We start from the raw sequence: 22,878 nt of genomic DNA on the forward strand, positions 1-22,878 counted from the left end.
ATAGATGCAGGGCTCATAACAGCAGCCGGCAACACCCGCAAGCGCGCGGCGCTGGACCGGCTAGCGGAGGAGCGTTCGCACGCAGCGTTCCAGATGTTCGCGCACGAAAAGGTCGACCGCCCCGTCCGGTGAGAAACCCCACAGCAGCAGCGCTCCCTGCCATTGGGCGACCATCAACCGTCCGACACCTTCAGGCGCATTCGGAGCCGTCGAGAAGCAGCGTTCGAGCGCTACCACAAGTGTCTCGATCCACGCCGCGCCCCGCGCGCGCAGCTCCGGATCGCGCAAATCCTCGCGCAATATCTGCAGGTTATCGGCGTAGGTGTCGATGTCACCATAACCACCCGAAAGCTTCTGAAGCAGCCGCACCGCCCCCTCAGGCGAGTGCTCTGCCTCTTCCGCGAAACGCATCGTGCGCTCCTCGAGCCCCTCCCACGCATGAACCAGGGCGGCATGCACCAGCTTCTGTTTGGTTCCGAACCGCTGGACCAGGCTCGCACCCGAAAGCCCGCTGCGTTCGGCCACCGATGCGAATGTCACGCCTTCCGCGCCACGCTCCTGCATCAGCGCATGAACATGGTTGAAAATCGCCTCGTCGGGCATCTTCCGGGGTCTTGCCATGCTGCCTTCACATTAGTAAACGAATGTTTGTTTATAAATAATCGAACCGCGCGGAGCAACCTTCCGCGACTGATGAATGAGGAAATCACGATGAAACTGCAAGGCAAAGTCGCTCTCGTCGCCGGCGCCACCCGGGGTGCCGGACGCGGCATCGCAGCCGAACTCGGTGCGGCCGGCGCGACTGTCTATGTGACCGGGCGCACAACGCGCACCCGGCAGTCGGAATATCGCCGTGCCGAAACGATCGAGGAAACGGCCGAGCTGGTCGATGTGCTGGGTGGCCACGGCATCGCCGTTCAGGTCGATCATCTGGAGCCGGACCAGGTGGCCGCGCTTGTGGCTCGCATCCGTGCCGAACACGGCCGTCTGGACGTGCTCGTCAACGATGTCTGGGGCGGGGAACTGTTCGTGGAATGGGACACGCCCGTCTGGAAACACGACCTCGAGAAGGGCCTGCGCATGCTGCGTCTGGCGATCGACACGCATCTGATCACAGCGCACCACGCCCTGCCTCTGCTGATCGAACGGCCCGGCGGCTTGCTGGTCGAGGTCACCGACGGCACGGCCGACTACAACGCCGATCACTACCGGATTTCGCCCTTCTACGATCTCGCCAAGGTGGCCATCAACCGGCTGGGCTGGGCGCACGCGAAGGACCTCGCGCCGCACGGCGCAACCGCCGTTTCGCTCACGCCCGGCTGGCTGCGCTCGGAAATGATGCTGGAGCATTATGGGGTTTCGGAGGAGAACTGGCGCGACGCGACGGCAAAGCAGCCGGATTTCGCGATTTCGGAAACGCCGCGCTATGTCGGCCGCGCTGTCGCAGCCCTCGCCGCCGACCCCGAGCGTGCCCGCTGGAACGGGCAATCACTGTCCAGCGGGCAGCTCGCGCAGGTCTACGGCTTCACAGATCTCGATGGGTCGCAACCGGACGCGTGGCGCTACATCACCGAAGTGCGCGAAGCCGGAAAGCCCTCGGATACAACCGGCTACAGGTAGCGCCCAGAAAAAAAGCCGCCACGCTTTGAGGCGCGGCGGCTTTATATTTCGCGGCTGAGTATCACGCGTCAGCGCGATACGAAGCAGCTTCCGCCGGCCGCCTTGTAGCGGGTGCAGAGCTGGATGGCCTCATCGCGCGTGTTGGCCGGAATGCGAACCCGGTAATAGGTGCCGAGGCCGTCGATGTCGGCGCGCACGATGTTCACGCCCCTACCCTCGAGCACGTTGCCGTAACGGCGCGCAAGATCCTGGTAGGTAGCCTGCGCGCCCTCGGCGGTCGGCTGCGAGGCGATCTGCATCGACCACGCGCTGGCCCCTGCCGCGGGTGCTGCAGCGGCCGGCGCAGAGACCGGCGTTGCTGCGGGCGTCTGCGTTGCAGGCTGCTGAACCACCGGCTGCTGCGGAGCGGCCGCTGCGGTTTGCTGGGGTTCGCGACGCTGCGAAGGCACGACCGAAACGGTAGCAGGTGTCTCGACCGACGGCCCTTCATCCTGGGCGTCTGCGCCTGCTGGCGCCAGCGGCTGCGCATCGCCAACGGTGGCGGCGGCCAGATTGGTCTGCTCGGGCTGCGCCGGCGTCGGATCCTCGCGCGGCACCATGGTGCCATCCGAGCGAACGACCATTGTGCGAACCCGGCGCGGCGCGACAGCCAGCACGTCGTTGCTGGCTCCGACGCCTTCTGCCTCGGCCACCGGTTCGATGCGATCGTCTGCCTTCGGTGCGGCGGCGGCAACGTTCTGCTCGCCCGCGGCGGGATCGTTTCCTGCGGCCGTCGGCTCTTCGACAGCTTCGCCTATCGCGGACGGGAGCGCTGCCTGCTGCTCGCTGCCGGCCTCGATATTGACCGGTTCCTCGGAGGTGCTGATAAGCCGCTCCTGCTCCGGCGCCGCGTCTGAGGCACCGCCTGTGACACGCTGATAGACCTCGTTGTCCTGGTTCGGGACGGTCGTACCGCCGGGATTTTCCGGCCGCACCTTCATCGGATCGTCGCCGGCGCGCACGATAGCCGGCTCATCGGAACCGCCGCCGAAAAGCGACATCGCGAGGACACCGACGCCGCCAACCACTGCCACGCCCGCAACGACCGCTGCAATCATCAGGTTGCGGTTGCGCGGATAGGTCCGGGCAACCGGCTCGTCCTCGTAGGAGGACATGGCGATCGCCTGTTCGAGATCGGTCTCGTAGTTGAAATCGTCGTCCGCGAACCCGTTATCCGTCTGCCACTGCCCTTCGCCGACAGCGTAGGCATCGGCCGATGGCTGCTGGTGATCATGGGAGGCTTGCGCAGCCGATGCCGAGGAGGCAGCCGTTGCTGCATAGGCAGCGGCTCCGGTGGCCGCGGCTGCAACACCCCACTCGGGTGCGCTCGACGGCTGGGCTGCCGGCGCGGGCTCGTCCATGGACATATCGCCGAACGCCTGTGCGATCTCGCCCTCGAGATCGTCGTAGAGACCGGTCGAAGGCGCCGGTGCGCCATAATCGGGTTCCGGAATGTCGAGATCGTCGACCATGGCCTGGGCGGACTCGGCAACGTCGATGGTCTCGATGTCCGGCGCGGCACTGGCCGCCGCCACCGCTGCCGCCGGAGCAGCCGGGCTGAACGTCCGTTCAGGCTGCCATGTGGCAAGCGCCTCGACGCCGCTGGCCTCGGGCTGCTGCTGCATTTCCGGCTGGCTTTCGGGTTCCTTGATTTCGGGCTCTGAATCGAGACCGAATATCTCGGCGAAGGTATCTTCGAGCGGCGTGTCCGCCTCGGCCTCAAAAGGCGCTTCCTCGGCCTCGTAGGTCTCGGCGGTCAGCGTCTCGGCAGCCGGCGCTTCAGCAGGCTCGGCAGCCGGCGCAGTCTCGCGCATCGCCGCAAAGTTCGAGCGGCCGAATGTGCTGACGGCAGGCTTCCAGTCGTCAGCTGGTGCTTCAGCCGCGCGCGCCGCCGGCATAACGATCGGCTGCGGCTCCTCATGCGCCGCTTCAGGCTGCGCTGAGCCCTCGCCAAGCAATGCACTCAGCTCGTCTTCAAGGCTAAGTTCTGCTGCAACACTCTCTTCGGGTGCGGGTTCCGCCTCATCGGCGGGGGCAAAGAAGACCGGCCCGAATGACTCCTCGCTGGAAGTCGCTTCAGGCTCGCTTTCGGCAAACGGCTCGGGCTGCCAGTCGTCGGCGGCGGGGTCGATCGCGCGTGACGGCACCATGGCAGGCTCGACGGCAGCGGCGAGCTCCTGCTCCAGCATGCCGAAATCCATATCAACCTCGGCCATGCCGTCGTCGCCCTGGGCGACCGCTGGCGAGGATTCCTCCGCCCCGAAATCGACAGGCTCTTCCGTATGCGCAGCTTCGACGGCGTTGTAAGCACCCCCCTCGAAAGTCTCTGCCTCGAAGGCCTCCGGCTCTTCGGAAGGAGCCTCGAACGGGGCGTCATCGCCAACCAGTTCGCGCTCGAGCGACATCTCGAAGTCGTCTTGCACGGGCTCCGGGCTGGGGGCGGCAACCGCCTCCGGCTCCAACGCCGTCTCGATGGCATCGTCCTCGGCCATCTCCGGCTCGGGATCGAAGGCGTGCACCTCATCCTCAACGAAGGCTTCTGCCGCCATGTCGAAATCGATGGAGGCGTCGGCGGCTTCGACCGGCTGGGGCTCGCTATAGTGCTGCGCCGGCTGATACTCTTCCTCGGCCTCGGCAGCATGCTGCCACTCCGGCTCCGGGGCCTGCGGCTCGGGCTCTTCGCTTTTCGGCTCGTCGAATTCCCTGAAATCGAGGTCGCCCATCAGCTCTTTTTCAAGATCGAGGTCGAGGTCGAAATCGTCCTGTGCAACGGGCTTGGCGGGCTCGGGCGCTCTTGGGGCCTGCCCCATGATGCGCGTCAATTCCGCGAAGGGATCGTTGTCCGAAAATTCCGTAAAATCCGAGCGCCTGCTCTGGTTTGTGTCTGCCATGCTTTTTCCCGCACTCATACTGGGTCGGACGCCGGCGACGTCACTTGGGGTTGGCCCTACCAGCGCATTGTGGGTAAAAGGTGACAGAACGTTTGGTGAACCTAGCGCATTTCCGCGGGTGCTTCGGCACCCACCAATGCAAGGCCGGATGTCAAAACATCCGAAACGGCCTGCACCAGACCCAGTCTGGCATGCGTCAATTGTGGGTCGTTAACCTTAACAAACCGTAAGTCCGGGTTGTCGGTGCCGCGATTCCAGTGCGCGTGAAACACCTGCGCGAGATCGTAGAGGTAGAAAGCGAGCCGATGCGGCTCCATGGCCTGGGCCGCGGCCTCGATCAGCCTGGGGTATTCCGTCAGCTTGCGGATGACGGCGATCTCGCCCTCGTCGACCAGCAGCCGGGCGGCCTCCTTCATCGAAGCGCGCTCGATCCAGCTATCGCCAAGCTGCTCCTTCGCCTGCCGGAACACCGAATGACAGCGCGCTGAAGCATACTGCACGTAGAAGACCGGATTGTCCTTCGACTGCTCCGTCACCTTGGCGAAGTCGAAATCGAGCGGCTCGGAATTCTTGCGGTACAGCATCATGAAGCGGATCGGATCGCGGCCGACCTCGTCCACCACCTCGCGCAGCGTGACGAACTCGCCCGAGCGCTTGGACATGCGTACCGGCTCTCCATCACGGAACAGCTTCACGAGGTTGCACAGCAGGATCGTGACATCGACCGTGCCGCCCGAAAGGGCCTTGCCCAGCGCTTCCATGCGCTTGACGTAGCCGCCGTGGTCGGCGCCGAGAATAAATACGAGTTGCTCGAAACCGCGACCGATCTTGTCCTTCATATAGGCGACGTCGGCCGCGAAATAGGTGTAGGCGCCGTCCGACTTGATCAGCGGACGGTCCATGTCGTCGCCGACATCGGTCGAGCGGAACAGCGTCTGCTCGCGGTCTTCCCAGTCGTCGTTCTTCTCGCCCTTGGGCGGCGGCAGCTTGCCCTTGTAGACATGGCCGGACATCGTCAGGTCGTTGATCGCGGTGCGGATCGCCCCGCCATTGCCGGCATGCAGCGAGCGCTCGGAGAAGAACACCTCGTGATTGACGTTGAGCGCGGCAAGGTCCTCACGGATCATCGCCATCATCGCGTCGATCGTCCGGTCCTTGACGAGCGCCAGCGCCTCGGTCTGCGGCATCGACAAAAGCTTCGGGCCGAATTCGTCGGCCAGCGCCTTGCCGACGGGCACCAGATAGTCGCCAGGGTAAAGCCCCGCCGGAATCTCGCCGATGTTTTCACCCAGCGCCTCGCGGTAACGCAGCATCACCGAGTTGGCGAGCACGTCGATCTGCGCGCCGGCGTCGTTGATGTAATATTCCTTGGTCACGTCGTAGCCGGCAAACGCCAGAATGTTGGCCAGCGCATCGCCAACTACCGCGCCACGGCAGTGGCCGACATGCATCGGCCCGGTCGGATTGGCCGACACATACTCGACATTGACCTTCTTGCCGCCGCCGAAGGTCGACCGGCCGTATTCGGTTGCCGCGTCGAGCACGTCGCCGAGCCGCGCCTGCCAGAACCCGTCGGCCAGCCGCAGATTGACGAAGCCGGGTCCAGCCACATCGGCGGCGGCCACGTCCGGGTCATCGCGAAGCGCGCGTGCGATCTGTTCGGCGAGCGCACGCGGGTTCTGACCGAGCCCCTTGGCCAGCACCATCGCCGCGTTCGTCGCCAGGTCGCCATGGCTGGGATCGCGCGGCGGTTCGACGGTGACGCGCGCAAGGTCGGGTCGCTCGCCTGCCGGGGTCTTCAAGTCGAGCGTTTCGATGGCCTTAGCGATGCGGGTCGCGAAATCCGCGAAGATGTTCATGATGACGACTCTGTCGGAATGTGGAAAGGAGCGGCCATAGCGGCCGCAAAGTCGCGCTTCGCCTAGCCCAAATCGGGAGACCGGTCAAACAAGCGCCGGTGCTCCTTGATCGCATAGGTGTCCGTCATGCCGGCGATGAAGTCGGCAACGTCGCGCGCCTTGATCCGGTCTTCCGCTCTATCCAGCCCCTCGCGCCAGCCCTCCGGCATGTCGCGCGGGTTGGCGAAATAGTGGCCGAAGAGATCGCGCACGATCCGGTCCGCACCCTCACGCACCGCCATTACGCTCGGGTGGCGGTAGAGATTGGCATAAAGGAATGTCTTCAGTTCCTTCTCTTTCGCCGCCATGTCGGCCGAGAAGGTGACGACCGGCCGCCCCGCATTGTGAATATCGGCGCTCGATGCCGGCTTGAGCGCATCGAGATTCGCGCGCGCGGTGCCGATCACATCCTCGACCATCGCGGTTATCTGCCGGCGCATCAGTTCGTGGCCGGTTCGCACGTCGTCGAGCCGCGGATACTTGGTACGCACTTCGGCGAGTATCCCCGCAGGCAGCGGCACGGCATCCAGCATGTCCAGGCTGAGCAGCCCCGCGCGCAGCCCGTCGTCTATGTCGTGCGTATTGTAGGCGATGTCGTCGGCAATCGCCGCCGCCTGCGCCTCGACGGACGCGAACCTGTCCAGCTCGAGATCGAACAGCTCGGAAAAGTTGGCGATCGTCGCCGGCACCGGCCCTTTCAGTCCCCTTCCCTCGCCATCCGTCAGCGGCCCGTTGTGCTTGACCAGCCCTTCCAGCGTCTCCCAGCTCAGGTTCAGGCCTTCGAACTCGGCGTAGCGCCGCTCGATGCGGGTGACGATACGCAGCGACTGCGCATTGTGGTCGAAGCCCCCCCACGGCTTCATCATCGCGTCCAGCGCGTCCTCGCCGGTGTGGCCGAAAGGTGTGTGGCCGAAGTCGTGCACCAGCGCGATGGCCTCGGCCAGGTCCTCGTCCACGCACAGTGCCCGCGCCAGCGCGCGCGCGATCTGGGCGACTTCGATCGAATGCGTCAGCCGCGTACGATAATGGTCGCCCTCATGCGCGATGAACACCTGCGTCTTATGTTTGAGCCGCCGGAACGCGGTGGAATGAATGATGCGGTCGCGGTCGCGCTGGAACGGCGTCCGCGTCGGGCTTTCCGGCTCCTGGTAAAAGCGGCCGCGCGTCAAAGCCGGGTCGCATGCATACGCCGCACGCGGCCGGTAGCCGAAGCCGATCCCGTCGAAAGATGCTGACAATTCCGTCACCTGATGCCAAGCCCCGGTCGCCGGCTTGTTGACTTGCCCCTTGCGGCTTCATACCTATTGGGAGGATGCAAACGCAAGGTGACAGCCATGGGCGTCGACGCGAAGAGCGGCATGAAAAGCGTTGAAATGAGCGAGACGGCGGCGAAGCGGATCACGCAGATCCTCGCCAAGGAGCCGGACAAGATCGCGCTGCGTGTCTCAGTCGAAGGTGGCGGCTGTTCCGGTTTTTCCTACAAGATGGACCTGGTCGATGCGCGCAACGACGACGACATCGCTATTGAGCGCGATGGTGCGACCGTTCTGATCGACGACCTCTCGCTTGTCTATATGGGCGGCTCGGTCATCGACTTCGTCGACGACCTGATGGGCCAGTCCTTCCAGATCAGGAACCCCAACGCGGTCGCGTCCTGCGGCTGCGGCACCTCGTTCTCGATCTGACGCGATGAAGATCGCCACCTGGAACATCAACGGCGTCAAGGCGCGCATCGACAATCTAGTGCACTGGCTGAATGACAGCCAGCCCGACATCGCCTGCCTGCAGGAAATCAAGACCGTCGACGAGGGCTTTCCCCGCGCCGAGATCGAGGCGCTGGGCTATCAGGTCGAGACACACGGCCAGAAAGGCTTCAACGGCGTCGCCATCCTCTCCAAGCTGCGCTTCGACGAGGTCAATCGCGGCCTTCCGGGGGACGATGAGGACGAGCAGGCGCGGTTCATCGAGGGCGTGTTCTCCACGCCGCATGGTGCTTTGCGTGTCGTCTCGCTTTACCTGCCCAACGGCAACCCCATCACCGAGGATCGCAAATACGGCTACAAGCTGCGCTGGATGGATCGGCTGCATCGTTGGGCGCAGGAACGTCTGGAGCTTGAGGAAGCGCTGGTGCTTGCCGGCGACTACAACGTGATTCCCCAGCCGATCGATGCCAGGCGGCCTGAGGACTGGGTCAACGACGCGCTATTCCAGCCCGAGACTCGCGGCGCGCTGCGCAAGCTGGAATATCTCGGCTTCACGGACGCGATCCGCGCCGTCACCGATGCCGGCGACACCTTCACATTCTGGGATTACCAGGCTGGCGCCTGGCAGAAGAACAACGGAATCCGCATCGATCACCTGCTCCTGTCACCGGAAGCGGCGAACCTTTTCGAGGCGGCATCCATCGAAAAGCATGTGCGTGCCTGGGAAAAGCCGTCGGACCACGTCCCGGCAGTCGCCATTCTTCAGTAAACGGAAGCAGTTCGAGGCCGGTATCGCCGGGCGTCAGTTGGTGCCCTTTGCGAGCATGTCCTGTGCCAGCGCGATTGCCGTGCGGCGGTCGGCCTCGCCGGCAATCGCGAAGGCTTCTTCCTGCATGCCGCGGATCCACTGCTTGTCGGTGGGCTGTGCCCGCTCCAGCGCGGCCGTCATCATGGCCAGCCCCTTCACCGCCTTCCCACTCTGGAAAAGCAGGTTGCCAAGCGTGGCCTGCGCGCCGGCATGGCCCTTCTCGGCGGCAAGCTGCAGCCAGCGCCCAGCCTGCTGGATGCTCGACTTCATGCCGCCCTCGCCGTTGAGGAACATCTTGCCGATCTCGAACTGCGCCTTGGGATTGCGGTAGTTGGCGGCGGCGCGCATGTAATATTCCTGGGCTGCGGCGGCGTTCGGCTGCACCGGCGTGCCGGGGATGCCGCTGCGCGCATAGCCTGCCAGCGCCACCAGCGCGTCCGAGACATAGCTTTCGTCTGGCGAACCCGGCTCCACCTCTTGCGCAGCGATTTCCTGGAAGAACTTGAACGCCTCGTAGTCGTTCTTCGTCACACCATCGCCTTCGGCATACATGCGTGCGAGCTTCCAGCGCGCGCCGAGCTGGCCGTTGTCGGCGGCGTATCGGTATGCTTCGACCGCCTGCTGCTTGTGGCCGCTCTGATAGGCGGAAAAGCCGAGACGGAACACCGCCCACGGGTTGCGCTTCTCCTCGGGGCTGCCGATGACGGACTGGTCCAGCGCGTAGGCCCTGGGCGCCGCAGCACCCATCGCTCCAGCCGCTACCGTACACACAATACCCGCCCTGACGACCGTACCTAGTGACATGATACCCTGTTGCTCCAGCCCCGCCCGGACCCGAATGTCACGCAGGAGACCGCGCAAGCACATACCGGATGGCTGCTGGTCGAATACATCTGCGCTCTCATCGTCATCCTTGCCGCGGACGGCTGCGGCGTTGAATTTTCGTTTGTCGGCAGCTCTGACGGCACCGTTCAATGACGCCCGCGAGCTAGCTCTCGGTTTATGGCGGGAAGTAGGCAAATTTCCTTAAGGCCGGACCATAGCCTATCCGGAGCGAAACGAGTGTTGCCGGAAAGCCACAACGAAAAACGCCAGTGGCAAACCACTGGCGTTCATTCGATCCCATGCCGGTATTTGCGGGAAAACGCCCTATTCCGGCAGGATGCGCACGGCGCCCTTGTCGGCGCTGGCGGCAAACGCGGCATAGGCTTTCAGCGCCGTCGTCACGTTGCGCTTGCGCGGCCCGGCGGGCTTCCAGCCTAGCCTGTCCTGCTCCGCACGGCGGACGGCAAGTTCTTCCTCCGATAGGCGCAGGCTGATCGTGCGATTGGGGATGTCGATATCGATGATGTCGCCGTTACGAACCAGGCCGATCGAGCCGCCCTGCGCCGCCTCAGGCGAGGCATGGCCGATCGAGAGGCCCGACGTGCCGCCGGAGAACCGACCGTCCGTCAGCAGCGCGCAGGTCTTCCCGAGCCCCTTCGATTTCAGGTAGCTGGTCGGGTAGAGCATTTCCTGCATGCCCGGCCCGCCTTTCGGCCCCTCATAGCGGATGACGACGACGTCGCCCGCCTTGACTTCGTTGCTGAGAATCCCCTTCACCGCCGCATCCTGGCTTTCATAGACGACCGCCGGACCGGAGAATTTCAGGATCGACTCGTCCACGCCCGCGGTCTTCACCACGCAGCCGTCCAGCGCGATGTTGCCCTTGAGCACGGCAAGACCGCCATCCTTGGAGAACGGATGTTCGACGGAGCGGATGACGCCCTTTTCGCCGTCGGTGTCGAGTTCGTCCCAGCGGGCCTCCTGGCTGAAGGCTGTTTGGGTCGGGATACCGCCCGGAGCGGCCCGGAAGAACGTCTTCACGGTTTCGCTGGTGGTGCGGGTGATGTCCCAGCGGTCGATGGCGTCGCCCAGCGTCGCTTCGTGAACCGTGGGGCTGTCGCGATGGATCAGACCGCCGCGCTCCAGCTCGCCCAGAATGCGCATGATGCCGCCGGCTCGATGGACGTCTTCCATATGAACGTCGTTCTTCGCAGGCGCGACCTTCGACAAGCATGGTACGTTGCGCGACAGGCGGTCGATGTCTTCCATCGTAAAGTCGATGCCGCCCTCATAGGCCGCGGCCAGGATGTGCAGAACCGTGTTGGTGGAGCCGCCCATCGCGATGTCCAGCGACATGGCATTCTCGAACGCGCGCTTGTTGGCGACATTGCGCGGCAGCACGCTCTCGTCGTCCTGTTCGTAATAGCGCTGTGCCAGATCGACGATCAGATGGCCGGCCTCGACGAAAAGCCGGCGACGGTCGGCATGGGTGGCGAGCGTCGAGCCGTTGCCCGGCAAAGACAGGCCCAGAGCTTCCGTCAGGCAGTTCATGGAATTGGCCGTGAACATGCCGGAGCAGGATCCGCAGGTCGGGCAGGCCGAGCGCTCGATGACTTTCACGTCTTCCTCGCTGACGCTGTCGTCAGCAGCCGCGACCATGGCATCCACCAGATCGAGCGCATGCGTCTTGCCGTTGAGAACGACCTTGCCGGCCTCCATCGGCCCGCCGGAAACGAAGACCGCGGGGATATTGAGGCGCATCGCGGCATTGAGCATGCCGGGCGTGATCTTGTCGCAATTGGAGATGCAGACCATGGCGTCGGCGCAATGCGCGTTGACCATGTATTCGACGCTGTCTGCGATGATCTCGCGCGACGGCAGCGAATAGAGCATGCCGTCATGCCCCATGGCGATGCCGTCGTCGACGGCGATTGTGTTGAATTCCTTGGCCACACCGCCGGCCGCTTCGATCTCGCGTGCGACGAGCTGGCCGAGGTCCTTCAGGTGCACGTGGCCCGGCACGAACTGCGTGAACGAGTTGACCACCGCGATGATCGGCTTGCCGAAGTCGCCATCCTTCATGCCGGTGGCGCGCCAAAGGCCGCGCGCGCCGGCCATGTTGCGGCCGTGGGTGGTGGTGCGTGAACGATAGGCGGGCATGGCGTTTCCAGTTCAACGTTTCTTTGTTGGCCGATACTACCGGCAAACGGCCACGATGTCAGCGACCGTACCGGCGGGTACTCCCCTCCGATACGGCCCTGGCATCATGCCGTCAATAGGCTTCGCCTGGCGCCTGTCAGGCGCGGTCGGTCTCGCCGGCATGGGCGCGCCGTTCCATATCGGCGACCTGCTCCGGCGTGCGTTCCTCGCTGTCGGGCTCCTCCTTGATGAAGATCGACACGAGCACCGAACCGAGAATGAGCACGCCCACCACCCCGAGCGCCAGCTCCGAAGGCAACTTGTACCAGTGCGCCACGATCATCTTGGCACCGACGAAGATCAGCACCAGCGAAAGACCGTGCTTGAGGAAGCGGAACTCCCGCATCATGCCCGACAGCACGAAGAACAGCGCCCTCAGACCCATGATCGCGAACACGTTGGACGAGAACACGATGAACGGATCGTTGGAGATCGCCAGCACCGCCGGGATCGAGTCGATCGCGAACACGAGGTCGGTGATCTCGACCGTCACCAGCACCAGGAACAGCGGCGTCATGAACAGGACGCCGTTGCGCCGGGTCAGGAACTTGGAGCCCTCGTAGTCCTCGGTCACGCGCCCGGTGCTGCGTAGCCATTTGACGACCCGGCTGTTGCCGGGATCGGCCATGTCTCCGTCCGAGGTCATCATCTTGTAGCCGGAGATGAGCAGCACGACGCCGAGGATCATGCCAACCCAGAAGAATTGGTCGACGAGCTTTACGCCCGGCACGATTAGCGACAGCCGCATGACGATGGCGCCCACGATGCCGTAGAAGAGAACGCGGTATTGCGCTTCCTGCGGAACCTTGAAGTAGGCGAAGATCAGGGCGATCACGAAAATATTGTCGAGCGAAAGTGCCTGCTCGACGAGATAGCCCGTCAGGAACTCGGAACCGCGCTGCGGCCCCTCGAAATAGAAGATGCTGGCCGCGAAAAGCATCGCCAGCGAGACATACCCGCCGACGGTCAACAAGGCTTCGCGGGTGGAGATGACGTGGTCCTTGCGGTGCAGGACGAACAGGTCGAAGAAAAGGATCAAGGCGACGAACGCCAGGAATCCGGGCCAGAGCCACTCATGGTCAAACATGTTTTTGGAGTTTCGGTAGCGCTGCGTGGGCGCGTCGTCGATCGGTCCGACATCACAGGCGACGCCTCGCCTGCCAGAGGGGCCCGGCCCGGGTGACTGTGCGGAAAAATGGGCCTATCCCGGCGGAAATTCAAGGCCTTTCAGTCAATATCGGCCGAAAAAGCTGCTCGAGGTCCTTTTCCGGCAAACAAAAAGGCCCGGGGCGCCATGCCCCGGGCCTTTGAAATCGGTCAGCCTGCCGCCAGGCAAGCCGCAAAGCGCTGCTTACCAGCTCAGCTTGTAGCCGACATTCAGCGCATAGGCCCAGCCGCTGTCCACTGCGCGGCCGGCGTTGGCGCCAAACACCTCTTCTGCGGATGTCAGGTAGGAAACGCCGACGCCGCCGCGCAGCTCGCCGCCCCATGTGTCCTTCACCGAACCACCCAGCGCGACGGTCCACGTGTCACTCGACAGGTCCCAGCCCGTGCTCACGCCCTGATCCCAGGTCAGGCTCGCCAGACCCGAAATGCGGTCGTTGAAGGCATGTCCGACGCCTCCGGTGACCGTCCAGCCGTCCTTCCAGTTATAGACATCGAGGCTGTCGGCGGGCGGGAAGTCGGGAACCGACACGGCGAGCTGGTTCTGCACGCTCCAGTCCGTCCACTTGATCGAGCCGAATGCAAGCCAGCCGGGCGCGATGCCGCTCTGAATCTTGAGTTCCAGGTTTTGCGGGAGATTGCCGGTACCGAATGCGGCAGCGTCTACGCTCATCACCGGCAGCGTGAAACGGCCATCGGCCCCGTAAGATGTGGAGGAGCGATAGAGAAGCTGCGTCCTGAAAGCGATCTCGGGGATGTCGTAGGCAACGCCGAGGCGATAGCCATAGTCGGTACCGTCCAGCGCGAGATTGGCGTTGGCCACGCCCGGAATGACCGAATTCACCCGCTCGTAGTCGAAGCGCTCCACGAAGGCACCGCCAATGACGTAGAAATTGCCCCGCTCCATACCGAACTTGGCGGCGCAGGTCAGTGCGAATTCATCGACCGTGAATTCTTCCCTCAGTTTGCCGGGAAGCAGACGCCCCTCGTAATTCACACTGCCGCCATAGGCCTGCGTGTAGGTGCCCGCGCAGCTCAGCGGGTCGAACAGCCGCACCTTTGCGGCAACTGACGGAATGAAATAGCTCTCAGTATAATCCTTGCCGATGAGGCCGGGGTCACCGTCGCTGGTGATCTTCCGGCTTGGACTGACGAACGTCACCCCGGCCCGAAAATCGAACTGTCCCGGTTCGTACAGAATGTCCGTGTCCGCCGAGCCGCGCGAGAAGCCGCCAGCCTGCGCGCTTCCCGCTGCAAGCATCGCAACCGCAAGCAGCGCCCCGCCTATTGCATGATGTCTCATGGAAATCCCTCCTCTATGCCGCTCCCTCGGCACAACCCTGCCGAGAATGCACGAGGAGAGCGCTCCATCAAAGGGGGTAGGCCACGCCACCGGTTGGTTGATGACATGCCCTGGCCGCCGACACCGCTCCTACGGAACCCGTATCGCCGCAACAAACCATAGGTAATCCATTGATATTGCGAGATAAGTTACGGCGCGTCACATTACGGCAACAATAAGCCGGAAATGCACTAGGGCCGCCACATTCCAACATGGCGGCCCTGCTGTCCGTCGATTGAAAGCCGAATCGCGCGCCTAACCGGCCTCGCGCACCCGTGCCAGCGCGGTCTCCAGCTTGGCTTTCGCGTCGACGAGCTCCGCCTGCTTCTCGCGCTCCGCATCCACGACGTCCGGTGCCGCCTTGGCGACGAAGTTCGGGTTGGCGAGCTTCTTTTCGATACGCGCGATCTCGTCGGCGTTTTTGGCGAGTTCCTTGGAGAGCCGCGCCTCCTCCGCCTTGAGGTCGATCAGGTCGCCGAGCGGCAGGCATGCAGTTGCCTCGCCGATCACGATCTGCGCTGCCCCCTTCGGCGCCGTTGCGTCGAACCCGACTTCGCCGATGCGCGCCAGCCGGCGGATAGCCGGGTCGTGCCGGGCAACGCGCTCGCGCGTCGTGGCGTTGGCGCCGACCATGACCAGCGGCGCAGTCGCGGCCGGCGGCACGTTCATTTCCGAACGCACGGAGCGGATGCCGGAGACGAGATCGACCAGCCAGTTGATCTCGGAGGCGGCTTCAGCATCCTCGAAATCGGGCGTCGGCCACGCAGCGTGGCAGAGCAGCGTGTCGCGCTCCTTGCCGGCCGTCTGCGCCCACAGCTCCTCCGTCATGAACGGCATGATCGGGTGGAGCAGCTTGTAGATCTCATCGAGAACATAGGCCATGCAGGCACGGCTTTCGGCCTTGGCCGCCTCGTCCTCGCCGTTGAAGACCGGCTTCAGCAGCTCGACATACCAGTCGCAGAACAGGTTCCAGACGAACCGGTAAGCCGACGCGGAAGCGTCGTTGAAGCGATAGCCGGTGATCCCGTCCGTCACCGCGGTGGTCGTGCGGGTCAGCTCGGTGAGAATCCAGCGGTTTATCGTCAGCTTCGCGTCCTGCGGGCGGAAGTCCGGATTGCCGGCAACGCCATTCATCTCGGCGAAGCGCGTCGCGTTCCAAAGCTTCGTGCCGAAGTTGCGGTAGCCGGCAATGCGTGCCGGGTCGAGCTTCACATCCCTGCCCTGCGCGGCCATGATCGCCAGCGTGAAGCGCAGCGCATCCGCGCCATATTCGTCGATCAGGTCGAGCGGGTCGATGACGTTGCCCTTGGACTTCGACATTTTGGCGCCGTTCTTGTCGCGAACCAGCGCATGGACATAGACCGTGTGGAACGGCTCCTCTTCCATGAAATGCAGTCCCATCATCATCATCCGGGCCACCCAGAAGAAGATGATGTCGAAGCCGGTAACCAGAACGTCGGTCTGGTAGTAGGTGTCGAGCTCTTTCGTCTTTTTCGGCCAGCCGAGCGTCGAGAACGGCCACAGCGCCGACGAGAACCAGGTGTCGAGCACATCCTCGTCGCGCGTCAGGATGTTGCCCGGCTCGAAATTCTCGAGCTGGTCCTTCACCCAGTCACGCCACGGCGTGTCGACGGCGAGATAATATTCGACGGCCTGGTCGAGCGCTTCCTTGTCGGTCTTGGCAACGAAGACGTGCCCGTCCGGTCCGTACCACGCCGGAATGCGATGCCCCCACCAGAGCTGGCGCGAGATGCACCACGGCTCGATGTTCTCCATCCACTCGAAATAGGTCTTTTCCCAGTTCTTCGGCACGAAGTTGGTGCGTCCCTCCCGCACCGACGCGATCGCCGGCTGGGCCAGCGTCTTCGCATCCGCGAACCACTGGTCGGTCAGCATCGGCTCGATCACCACGCCCGAGCGGTCGCCGAAGGGCTGCATGATTTTCTTGCTTTCAACGTAGGGGATGTCGTTGCCCTCGTCGTCCTTGACCGTGACCGCCAGCCCTTCCGCATTGATCGCCTCGACGATCCGCCGACGTGCCTCGAAGCGGTCGAGACCGCGATATTCGTCCGGCACAAGATTGATCCCGTCGACCTCGTCTTCTGCGGGCAAGTCGCCGGATTTGGCGATTTCCAGAGCCCGCGCTGCGTACACCGCATAAGGTTCGCCATCAGCCCGCATGCTCGCGCGCGTGTCCATCAGGCGATAGAGCGGAATGTGATTGCGACGGGCGACCTGATAGTCGTTGAAGTCGTGCGCGCCGGTGATCTTCACCGCGCCCGAGCCGAAGGTCGGGTCCGGATATTCGTCGGTGATGATCGGGATCAGGCGGCGATGCTCTTTCGGGCCGACCGGAATCTCGCACAATTTTCCGACGATCGGCGCATAGCGTTCGTCGGACGGATGCACGGCCACCGCGCCGTCGCCGAGCATCGTTTCGGGCCGGGTCGTGGCGATGGAGATGTAGTTGCGCTCTTCCTGGAAGACGACGTTGCCGTCGGCGTCCTTCTCCACATAGGTATAGGTCTCGCCCCCGGCCAACGGGTATTTGAAGTGCCACATATGGCCGGCGGCTTCCTTGTTCTCGACCTCGAGGTCGGAGATCGCCGTTTCGAATGTCGGGTCCCAGTTGACCAGCCGCTTGCCGCGATAGATCAGCCCTTCGCGGTAGAGCGAGACGAACACCTCGATCACGGCCTCCGACAGGCCGTCGTCCATGGTGAAGCGCTCGCGGTCCCAGTCGCAGGACGCGCCCAACCGCTTGAGCTGGTGCATGATCGAACCGCCGGACTGCTCCTTCCAGCCCCAGACGCGGTCGATGAACTGCTCGCGCCCCATGTCGCGCCTGTTCAGCCCGCTTTCGGCGAGCTGGCGCTCGACCACCATCTGTGTCGCGATGCCCGCATGGTCCATGCCGGGCTGCCACAGCACGTTCTTGCCGCGCATGCGCTCAAAGCGGATCAGGATGTCCTGCAGCGTATTGTTGAGCGCGTGGCCCATATGCAGCGAGCCGGTGACGTTCGGCGGCGGGATCACAATGGTGAAGGCTTCCGCGTCCGGCTTCGAGCCGGCTCCGGCGGCGAATGCGTTCGCATCCTCCCACGCCTGGGCGATCCGGGGTTCGACGGACTTGGCGTCGTAGGTTTTTTCGAGCATCGAAGCGATCCAACGGATTTCGGGAAGAAGATGTGCGCCGGTGTAAACCGGAAGCCCCTCGGCAAGTCAACTGCGCGGCGCGCCACGGGTTCCCGACAGCAAAAACGCCGCCCGAGGGGCGGCGCTGCAAATCACGCTTGGCAGGAAGGGCTCAGCCTCCCCGCGCGACCCGCTCGATCTCCTCGCGCACCAGCTTTTCCACCAGCGTCGGCAGGTTGTTGTCCAGCCAGTCCTGCAGCATCGGCCGCAGCATTTCCTCCGCCATCTCGTCGAACGAACGACGGCGGCTTGCGGCAAACACTTCCGAAAGCTCGCCGAACGCGGCGGCAACCTGCCGCCCCGCCTGGTCGGAGATGATTGCGGGCTTGAGCTGCACGCCCACCGGGTCGGCCTGCTCCTGCGCGTCGCCGCCGGCCGGTGAAATATCCTCGTCATCCAGCGTGACGTCGAGGCTGTCGGCCTCGAATGCGGCTTCCACCATGGCAGGCTCCTGAGGTTCATGGACAGCGGCAGCTTCCGGCGCGGCATCTTCCTTCGCCTCGACGCTGTCGACATAAGCCGACGGCGCTTCAATGCCTGCCATGTCCACCGGCTGCGCCACGGAGGCGACCGGTTCGTCGAGCTCGGCGCGGAACGCCTCGACTTCGTCCGCCGCACCGCCGGCTTCCTGCGCGACATCCTCCTCGCCCGGCTGCCGCGCGGTGTCGCTATCCTCGATGATCCTGCGAATGGACGCGAGAATCTCCTCCATGGAGGGTTCGCGCTGTGCACTTCCGGTCTGTGCCATAACTCAAATCGCCGCCTTCTTGATCCGATTGCCGGCCCCGCCCGCCTGCATGCCAGACAGCGACCGAATCGTCCCTAGGCTAGACGACACTGCGCCGCGAGAGAATCCCCCCTCGCGGCGCAGCGCAGCTTTCGCACAAGTTTGGGTCTTTTGCGTCGCCGGGGACAGGCCTCAGCGGCCGTCGGGCGTGCGCGTGCCGATCCACTTGTCCTTCACGGCATCGTAATGCTCGCGCGGATTGTAGTTTTCGACGGCAAGACCGAGCCGGTCAGGCGAAAGCCGGCCCATCGCGGAAACGATTGCATAGCTGGCCGCCACCACGTCGCGCTCGGCAGAAGCAAGGTTGATCTGGGCGGTGATCACGTCAGCCTGCGCCTCGAGCACGTTGAGCGTCGTGCGCTGGCCGACGTCGCGTTCCTCGATCACGCCGGAGAGCGCGAGCTGCGCGGCGGACACCAGTTCGCGGTTGGCAGCCACCACCTCGCGCGCGGCGACATATTGCGTCCAAGCGGCCGTGACCGCCCGGCGAACGCTGTCACGCGCTACGTCGACCTCGATGCGTGCCTGTCCCAGCGATTCCTTGGACTGGCGCACCTGAGCCGAAACACGCCCACCCTGATAGATCGGGATCGTCAGGTTGAGGCCGATCGATGCGGAATTGGTGGTTCCGTCGCCCACCGCGCCGCCACCGACGCCCGGCAGGTTGGTGTCGCGGAAGCTGCTCGATACGCCTGCCTGCGCGTTCACCTGCGGCAGCAGGGACCCCTCGGTGGCCTTCACCACAAAGGAGGCCGCGTCGACCAGATGCAGTGTCGCGCGGATGGCCGGATGCTCGTTCAGCCCCGCGCCAATGGCCGTTTCGATGCCGTTCGGCAGCAGTTTGGATACAGGCCGCGCACCCTCCAACCGGCCCGGCCTGTCGCCGACGAAGTTGAGGTAGGCGGCTTCGCTGACCTGCACCTGAGCGCGCGCAGCGCTCAACTGGGCAACGGCCGCGGCCTGCTGTGCCTGCGCCTGTGCGACGTCCGTGCGCGTGCCCTCGCCCACCTCGAAACGCGAGGACGCTGCGCGAACCTGCTCGCTGAGGAAGTCCAGGTTGCGCTCGCGGAACACGGCGATCTGGCGATCGCGAAGCACGTCGAGATAGGCGGCCGCCGCATTGAAGAGAATGTCCTGCTCGCTGTTGCGCAGGCTTTCATTGGATGCACGCACTCGCGACTCGGCGGCGCGCACATTGTTCTGCGTCTGGAAGCCGTCGAACAGCGACTGCTGGATTTGCACGCCGAATGAGCCCGCAAGAACCTCGCCGCTGTTGTTGCTGCTGGTATAGGTGAGGCTGCCGGTCGCGCCGATCACCGGACGCCAGCCCGATTTGGCAATCGCAACACCCTCGTCCGTCACGCGCACGCCGGCGCGCGCCGAATTCAGGCTGGAATTGTTCTGATAGGCCTTGGCCATCGCGCCATGAATCGTCTCGGCCAGAGACGGCCCGGCGAAGGATAGAACCCCCGACAATGCAACTGCAGCGAAAAGGCCTTTGCGAACAACAGACACGAACCACCTCTTAAAGTCTCGACGGGACCTGCCTGAAGCACCCCAACCGAATTGATCCATCGCCGTTGTACGACGAGCAACACAACCATCGGACCTCGCATTCAAGCGATTCCGCTCGCTCCCGTGCCCGACGCTATACCACTTTCCCGCTCGAGGGCGTTACACATAGGTAACAATTCAGGACTTTTTAAACTTCAGCGCCCTCTAAAACTCGAATGCGGGCACGCGCCGGAACTCCACCAGAGGCTTGACGGCCGCGTTGAAGCCGTGGCGGCGCGACACCAGGCCGTCCTCCTTGACGTACAGCGTCGCCCAGCCCGAATTGCCCTCGCCGACCACCACGACAAGCCGTCCGCCCTCGTTGAGCTGGTCGAACAGCGCGGAAGAAACCTCATCGACCGCACCGTTGATGAAAATGACGTCGTAGGGCGCCTGCGCGGCGTGACCGTCGGTCAGTGGCCCCTCGACCACGGAAATGTTCTCGCAGCCAAGGCTGGCAAGCACCTCATTGGCGCGCGCTGCAAGCTCCGAATCGCTTTCGACCGCGACCACGAAGCTGGCGATCTTGGAAAGCACGGCGGTCGAGTAGCCGGTTCCACAACCCACATCGAGCACGAGATCGCCGGAGCGCACGCCGGCAAGCTGCAACAGCCGCGCGAAGGGCGACGGCTCCATCAGGAAGCGTGCAGGCTTGCCATCGCGCGCCGGAGCAACCTCCAGATCCTCGTCGATATAGGCAAGCGCACGCTTGGTGGCGGGCACGAAATCCTCACGCGGCAGCGTCAGCATCGCACTCAGAATGGCGACATTCGTCACATCGGTCGTGCGCACCTGGCCATCGACCATCTTGACCCGCTGTTCGTGGAAATCGGTCGTCATGTCTCAACCCGTCCGGCGCCGCGCCGGCGCTCTGCCCAATCGGATAGAACATCGCCTTCCCGGAAAGCCCGGCATCCGCCAGAGGGCGCCCCAACGATGTGCTACATGTTCCGCGCGGGTGTGACAAAATTCGCCCGCACCGTCAATGAAGCACTTAGCGATCCGAATGCCGCACCTCAAGGGCGCCGAACACCCTTTGTCGGATAATGCCGGGCATCTTTTGAGATATACGCGCCCGCCCTTTGCCATCCCGTTCGCCGATGCGGTTGAACCGGCAACGCGCCAGTCGTCCCGCTGCACCGGAAATATCAGCCGATATATGGGAAGAAACCGCCTGGAAGTCGCGAATTGGAGGCCTCGCCCGGAATCGAACCGGGGTGCAAGGATTTGCAGTCCTCTGCGTAACCACTCCGCCACGAGGCCTCGACGCATGCGCGTTTGCAGGCGCCTCAATAGGTTGAGGCGCAAACCGCGTCAAGCGCCGGCTGTCCGTTCTGAAAGAAATCCGCGGCGCCATTCCGAATAAGGTTCACGGAACGCTTCGACCCGCCCGATGCGCTGAAGCCCACCGGCTGCTCTATTCCGGCTTGCCGTTGATCCACTCCACCTTTTGCCCATACAGCGGCACCGTCGAGATCGACATCTTCGCAGAGCCGTCCTGCACCTGCCGCGAATGGGCCAGATAGATCAGCGTGTCGTTGGCCTTGTCGTAGATGCGGTTTACCACCTGTTCCTTCCAGATCAGGCTGATACCCTGCTTGAAGACCTCTTCGCCATCCTCGCCCAGCTCGATTTCGCCGATCGTGATCGGTCCCGTCTGGTTGCACGAAATTGCTGTGTCCGAAGGATTCTCGAAGTAGTTGCCCTTGCGCAGCCGGTCGATGATGCCCCGGTCGAAATAGGAGACATGGCATGTCACGCCATCCACCTCGGGATCCTTGATCGCCTCGACAATGATGTCGTTGCCAGTCCAGTCGACGCCCACCTCGCCAACCTGCTCGGCCCACGCCGTGCCGCACACCGACATCGCGATCGCGAAGCTGCCGAACCAGTTGATTGACCGCATTCCCACTCTCCTTGTTTCGCGCGTCAGCGCCTGTCGTTTGCGTCGAATTGTTGCCGGTCACGCGCACGCCGCCTGCCCCGCCTTTCGGCCCACCACACCTCGAAGCGCCGCCGCCACCGCCGCACTGTCGCGAACTCATAGGAAAGCACGATGAGGCCGACGGGAATCATCCAGAAGCCGAGCACTGGAAGGAAGCCGAACAGACCGAAGAATACCAGCAGCCCGCCGATGACGATGCGCAGCAGACGTGACTGCGGCATGGTGATCTCGCGACCGAGCAACGTGATCGTGCGGGTCCTGCCCTCGTTCTCTTCCGTTTCATCCATCCAATGCCACCTTTCCGGCCCCGCCGGCACGCTGTGTCCGCGACATATGAGGCGCACGTTTGGCCAAAGCCAGTTGGCAAATGACAAAAAGCCGAAAAAATCGCAGAATGGCGCTTTGCAAAGCGGAAAACTGTTTGCTATAGGCTGCCCCGTTCACATGAGCAGGCTATTCCCCGGTAGCTCAGTGGTAGAGCAACCGGCTGTTAACCGGTTGGTCGCTGGTTCGAATCCGGCCCGGGGAGCCACTTTCCATTGATTTCATTGAGTTTTTTGGAAAAATCGGGAAGCTTCCCCGCTTTCCCTCCCCGCTTTTGGCGGCATCGCTCTAGACCAAGGGATCCGATGGAGTCGTCATGAAAACCGAGAGCGAAAAAGAACGAATCAAACACCTTGCCAACTATTTGAATGGACTCGCCGTTGTGTTTTTTGCAGCGGGGAGCATCGGGCCATATGTAGCCTACGCAGGTGATACGGCGACGCCGCGGCACCTTCTACTGCTGGCAGTTGCCCTTGGTGCCGGCACGAGCATTCTTCTCCACCGCTTGGGCAACGTCCTGCTTAAGTCGCTCGATTGAGGGGTACAAACCAAGAGCGGCGCCCCGCCGAAGCCGCGCCGCCCTT

18 protein-coding genes and 2 tRNA genes are annotated in these 22,878 nt (G+C 63.6%); 5 read left to right on the forward strand and 15 right to left on the reverse strand.

The window, feature by feature from the left end:
* Positions 1 to 60: 60 nt before the first annotated feature.
* Entirely contained in the window at positions 61 to 621 is a 561-nt protein-coding gene (locus ACVJNE_RS19925; protein ID WP_499568406.1) for a TetR/AcrR family transcriptional regulator, read from the reverse strand.
* A gap of 90 nt (positions 622 to 711) precedes the next feature.
* Here ACVJNE_RS19925 and ACVJNE_RS19930 point away from each other — a divergent pair, with 90 nt between their 5' ends.
* Positions 712 to 1,620, forward strand: coding sequence for an SDR family oxidoreductase (locus ACVJNE_RS19930; RefSeq protein ID WP_499568408.1), 909 nt, complete (start codon positions 712 to 714; stop codon positions 1,618 to 1,620).
* A gap of 68 nt (positions 1,621 to 1,688) precedes the next feature.
* Here ACVJNE_RS19930 and ACVJNE_RS19935 read toward each other — a convergent pair whose 3' ends face one another.
* The 3 genes from ACVJNE_RS19935 to ACVJNE_RS19945 all read right to left on the reverse strand — a co-directional run bounded on the left by ACVJNE_RS19935 (position 1,689) and on the right by ACVJNE_RS19945 (position 7,686).
* The gene (locus ACVJNE_RS19935) at positions 1,689 to 4,550 is read right to left on the reverse strand and encodes an SPOR domain-containing protein (protein ID WP_499568410.1); all 2,862 of its coding nucleotides are present in this window, start codon (positions 4,548 to 4,550) and stop codon (positions 1,689 to 1,691) included.
* 101 nt (positions 4,551 to 4,651) lie between these two features.
* Positions 4,652 to 6,409: an arginine--tRNA ligase gene (argS, locus tag ACVJNE_RS19940; RefSeq protein WP_499568411.1), complete on the reverse strand. Its 1,758-nt coding sequence runs from the start codon at positions 6,407 to 6,409 to the stop codon at positions 4,652 to 4,654.
* A 62-nt stretch (positions 6,410 to 6,471) separates the two neighbouring features.
* The gene (locus ACVJNE_RS19945) at positions 6,472 to 7,686 is read right to left on the reverse strand and encodes a deoxyguanosinetriphosphate triphosphohydrolase (protein WP_499568413.1); all 1,215 of its coding nucleotides are present in this window, start codon (positions 7,684 to 7,686) and stop codon (positions 6,472 to 6,474) included.
* 96 nt (positions 7,687 to 7,782) lie between these two features.
* On the opposite strand from ACVJNE_RS19945, the gene erpA reads away from it, so the two are divergent.
* Complete coding sequence (gene erpA / locus ACVJNE_RS19950; protein ID WP_444725627.1) at positions 7,783 to 8,133, forward strand: iron-sulfur cluster insertion protein ErpA; 351 nt, start codon at positions 7,783 to 7,785, stop codon at positions 8,131 to 8,133.
* Between the two features lie 4 nt (positions 8,134 to 8,137).
* Positions 8,138 to 8,920, forward strand: a complete 783-nt coding sequence (xth, locus tag ACVJNE_RS19955; protein ID WP_499568415.1) for an exodeoxyribonuclease III — start codon at positions 8,138 to 8,140, stop codon at positions 8,918 to 8,920.
* 33 nt (positions 8,921 to 8,953) lie between these two features.
* Here xth and ACVJNE_RS19960 read toward each other — a convergent pair whose 3' ends face one another.
* The 11 genes from ACVJNE_RS19960 to ACVJNE_RS20010 all read right to left on the reverse strand — a co-directional run bounded on the left by ACVJNE_RS19960 (position 8,954) and on the right by ACVJNE_RS20010 (position 22,257).
* Positions 8,954 to 9,763, reverse strand: a complete 810-nt coding sequence (locus tag ACVJNE_RS19960) for a tetratricopeptide repeat protein (protein ID WP_499568417.1) — start codon at positions 9,761 to 9,763, stop codon at positions 8,954 to 8,956.
* A 345-nt stretch (positions 9,764 to 10,108) separates the two neighbouring features.
* Positions 10,109 to 11,944, reverse strand: coding sequence for a dihydroxy-acid dehydratase (gene ilvD / locus ACVJNE_RS19965; RefSeq protein WP_499568419.1), 1,836 nt, complete (start codon positions 11,942 to 11,944; stop codon positions 10,109 to 10,111).
* Positions 11,945 to 12,080: 136 nt separating this feature from the next.
* Complete coding sequence (locus tag ACVJNE_RS19970) at positions 12,081 to 13,070, reverse strand: TerC family protein (protein ID WP_499568421.1); 990 nt, start codon at positions 13,068 to 13,070, stop codon at positions 12,081 to 12,083.
* Between the two features lie 264 nt (positions 13,071 to 13,334).
* Positions 13,335 to 14,450 (reverse strand): OmpP1/FadL family transporter, encoded by a 1,116-nt coding sequence (locus ACVJNE_RS19975; protein WP_499568423.1) that lies wholly within the window; start codon positions 14,448 to 14,450, stop codon positions 13,335 to 13,337.
* A 294-nt stretch (positions 14,451 to 14,744) separates the two neighbouring features.
* A complete protein-coding gene (locus tag ACVJNE_RS19980; protein WP_499568425.1) occupies positions 14,745 to 17,645 on the reverse strand; it encodes a valine--tRNA ligase in 2,901 nt (966 codons plus the stop codon).
* Positions 17,646 to 17,796: 151 nt separating this feature from the next.
* Positions 17,797 to 18,432, reverse strand: coding sequence for a PopZ family protein (locus ACVJNE_RS19985; RefSeq protein WP_499568427.1), 636 nt, complete (start codon positions 18,430 to 18,432; stop codon positions 17,797 to 17,799).
* Positions 18,433 to 18,603: 171 nt separating this feature from the next.
* Positions 18,604 to 19,986 (reverse strand): TolC family outer membrane protein, encoded by a 1,383-nt coding sequence (locus tag ACVJNE_RS19990; RefSeq protein ID WP_499568429.1) that lies wholly within the window; start codon positions 19,984 to 19,986, stop codon positions 18,604 to 18,606.
* Positions 19,987 to 20,190: 204 nt separating this feature from the next.
* The gene (locus ACVJNE_RS19995) at positions 20,191 to 20,865 is read right to left on the reverse strand and encodes a protein-L-isoaspartate O-methyltransferase family protein (RefSeq protein WP_499568431.1); all 675 of its coding nucleotides are present in this window, start codon (positions 20,863 to 20,865) and stop codon (positions 20,191 to 20,193) included.
* Positions 20,866 to 21,214: 349 nt separating this feature from the next.
* Positions 21,215 to 21,288 (reverse strand) — tRNA-Cys (locus tag ACVJNE_RS20000).
* A 154-nt stretch (positions 21,289 to 21,442) separates the two neighbouring features.
* Complete coding sequence (locus tag ACVJNE_RS20005; RefSeq protein ID WP_499568433.1) at positions 21,443 to 21,931, reverse strand: CreA family protein; 489 nt, start codon at positions 21,929 to 21,931, stop codon at positions 21,443 to 21,445.
* Positions 21,932 to 21,954: 23 nt separating this feature from the next.
* Positions 21,955 to 22,257 (reverse strand): hypothetical protein, encoded by a 303-nt coding sequence (locus tag ACVJNE_RS20010; RefSeq protein WP_499568435.1) that lies wholly within the window; start codon positions 22,255 to 22,257, stop codon positions 21,955 to 21,957.
* A gap of 170 nt (positions 22,258 to 22,427) precedes the next feature.
* On the opposite strand from ACVJNE_RS20010, the gene ACVJNE_RS20015 reads away from it, so the two are divergent.
* A tRNA-Asn gene (locus ACVJNE_RS20015) sits at positions 22,428 to 22,502 on the forward strand.
* A 108-nt stretch (positions 22,503 to 22,610) separates the two neighbouring features.
* Positions 22,611 to 22,832, forward strand: a complete 222-nt coding sequence (locus ACVJNE_RS20020) for a hypothetical protein (RefSeq protein WP_499568437.1) — start codon at positions 22,611 to 22,613, stop codon at positions 22,830 to 22,832.
* Positions 22,833 to 22,878 lie beyond the last annotated feature (46 nt).

The sequence above is a fragment of the Mesorhizobium sp. DxT genome, assembly GCF_058448885.1.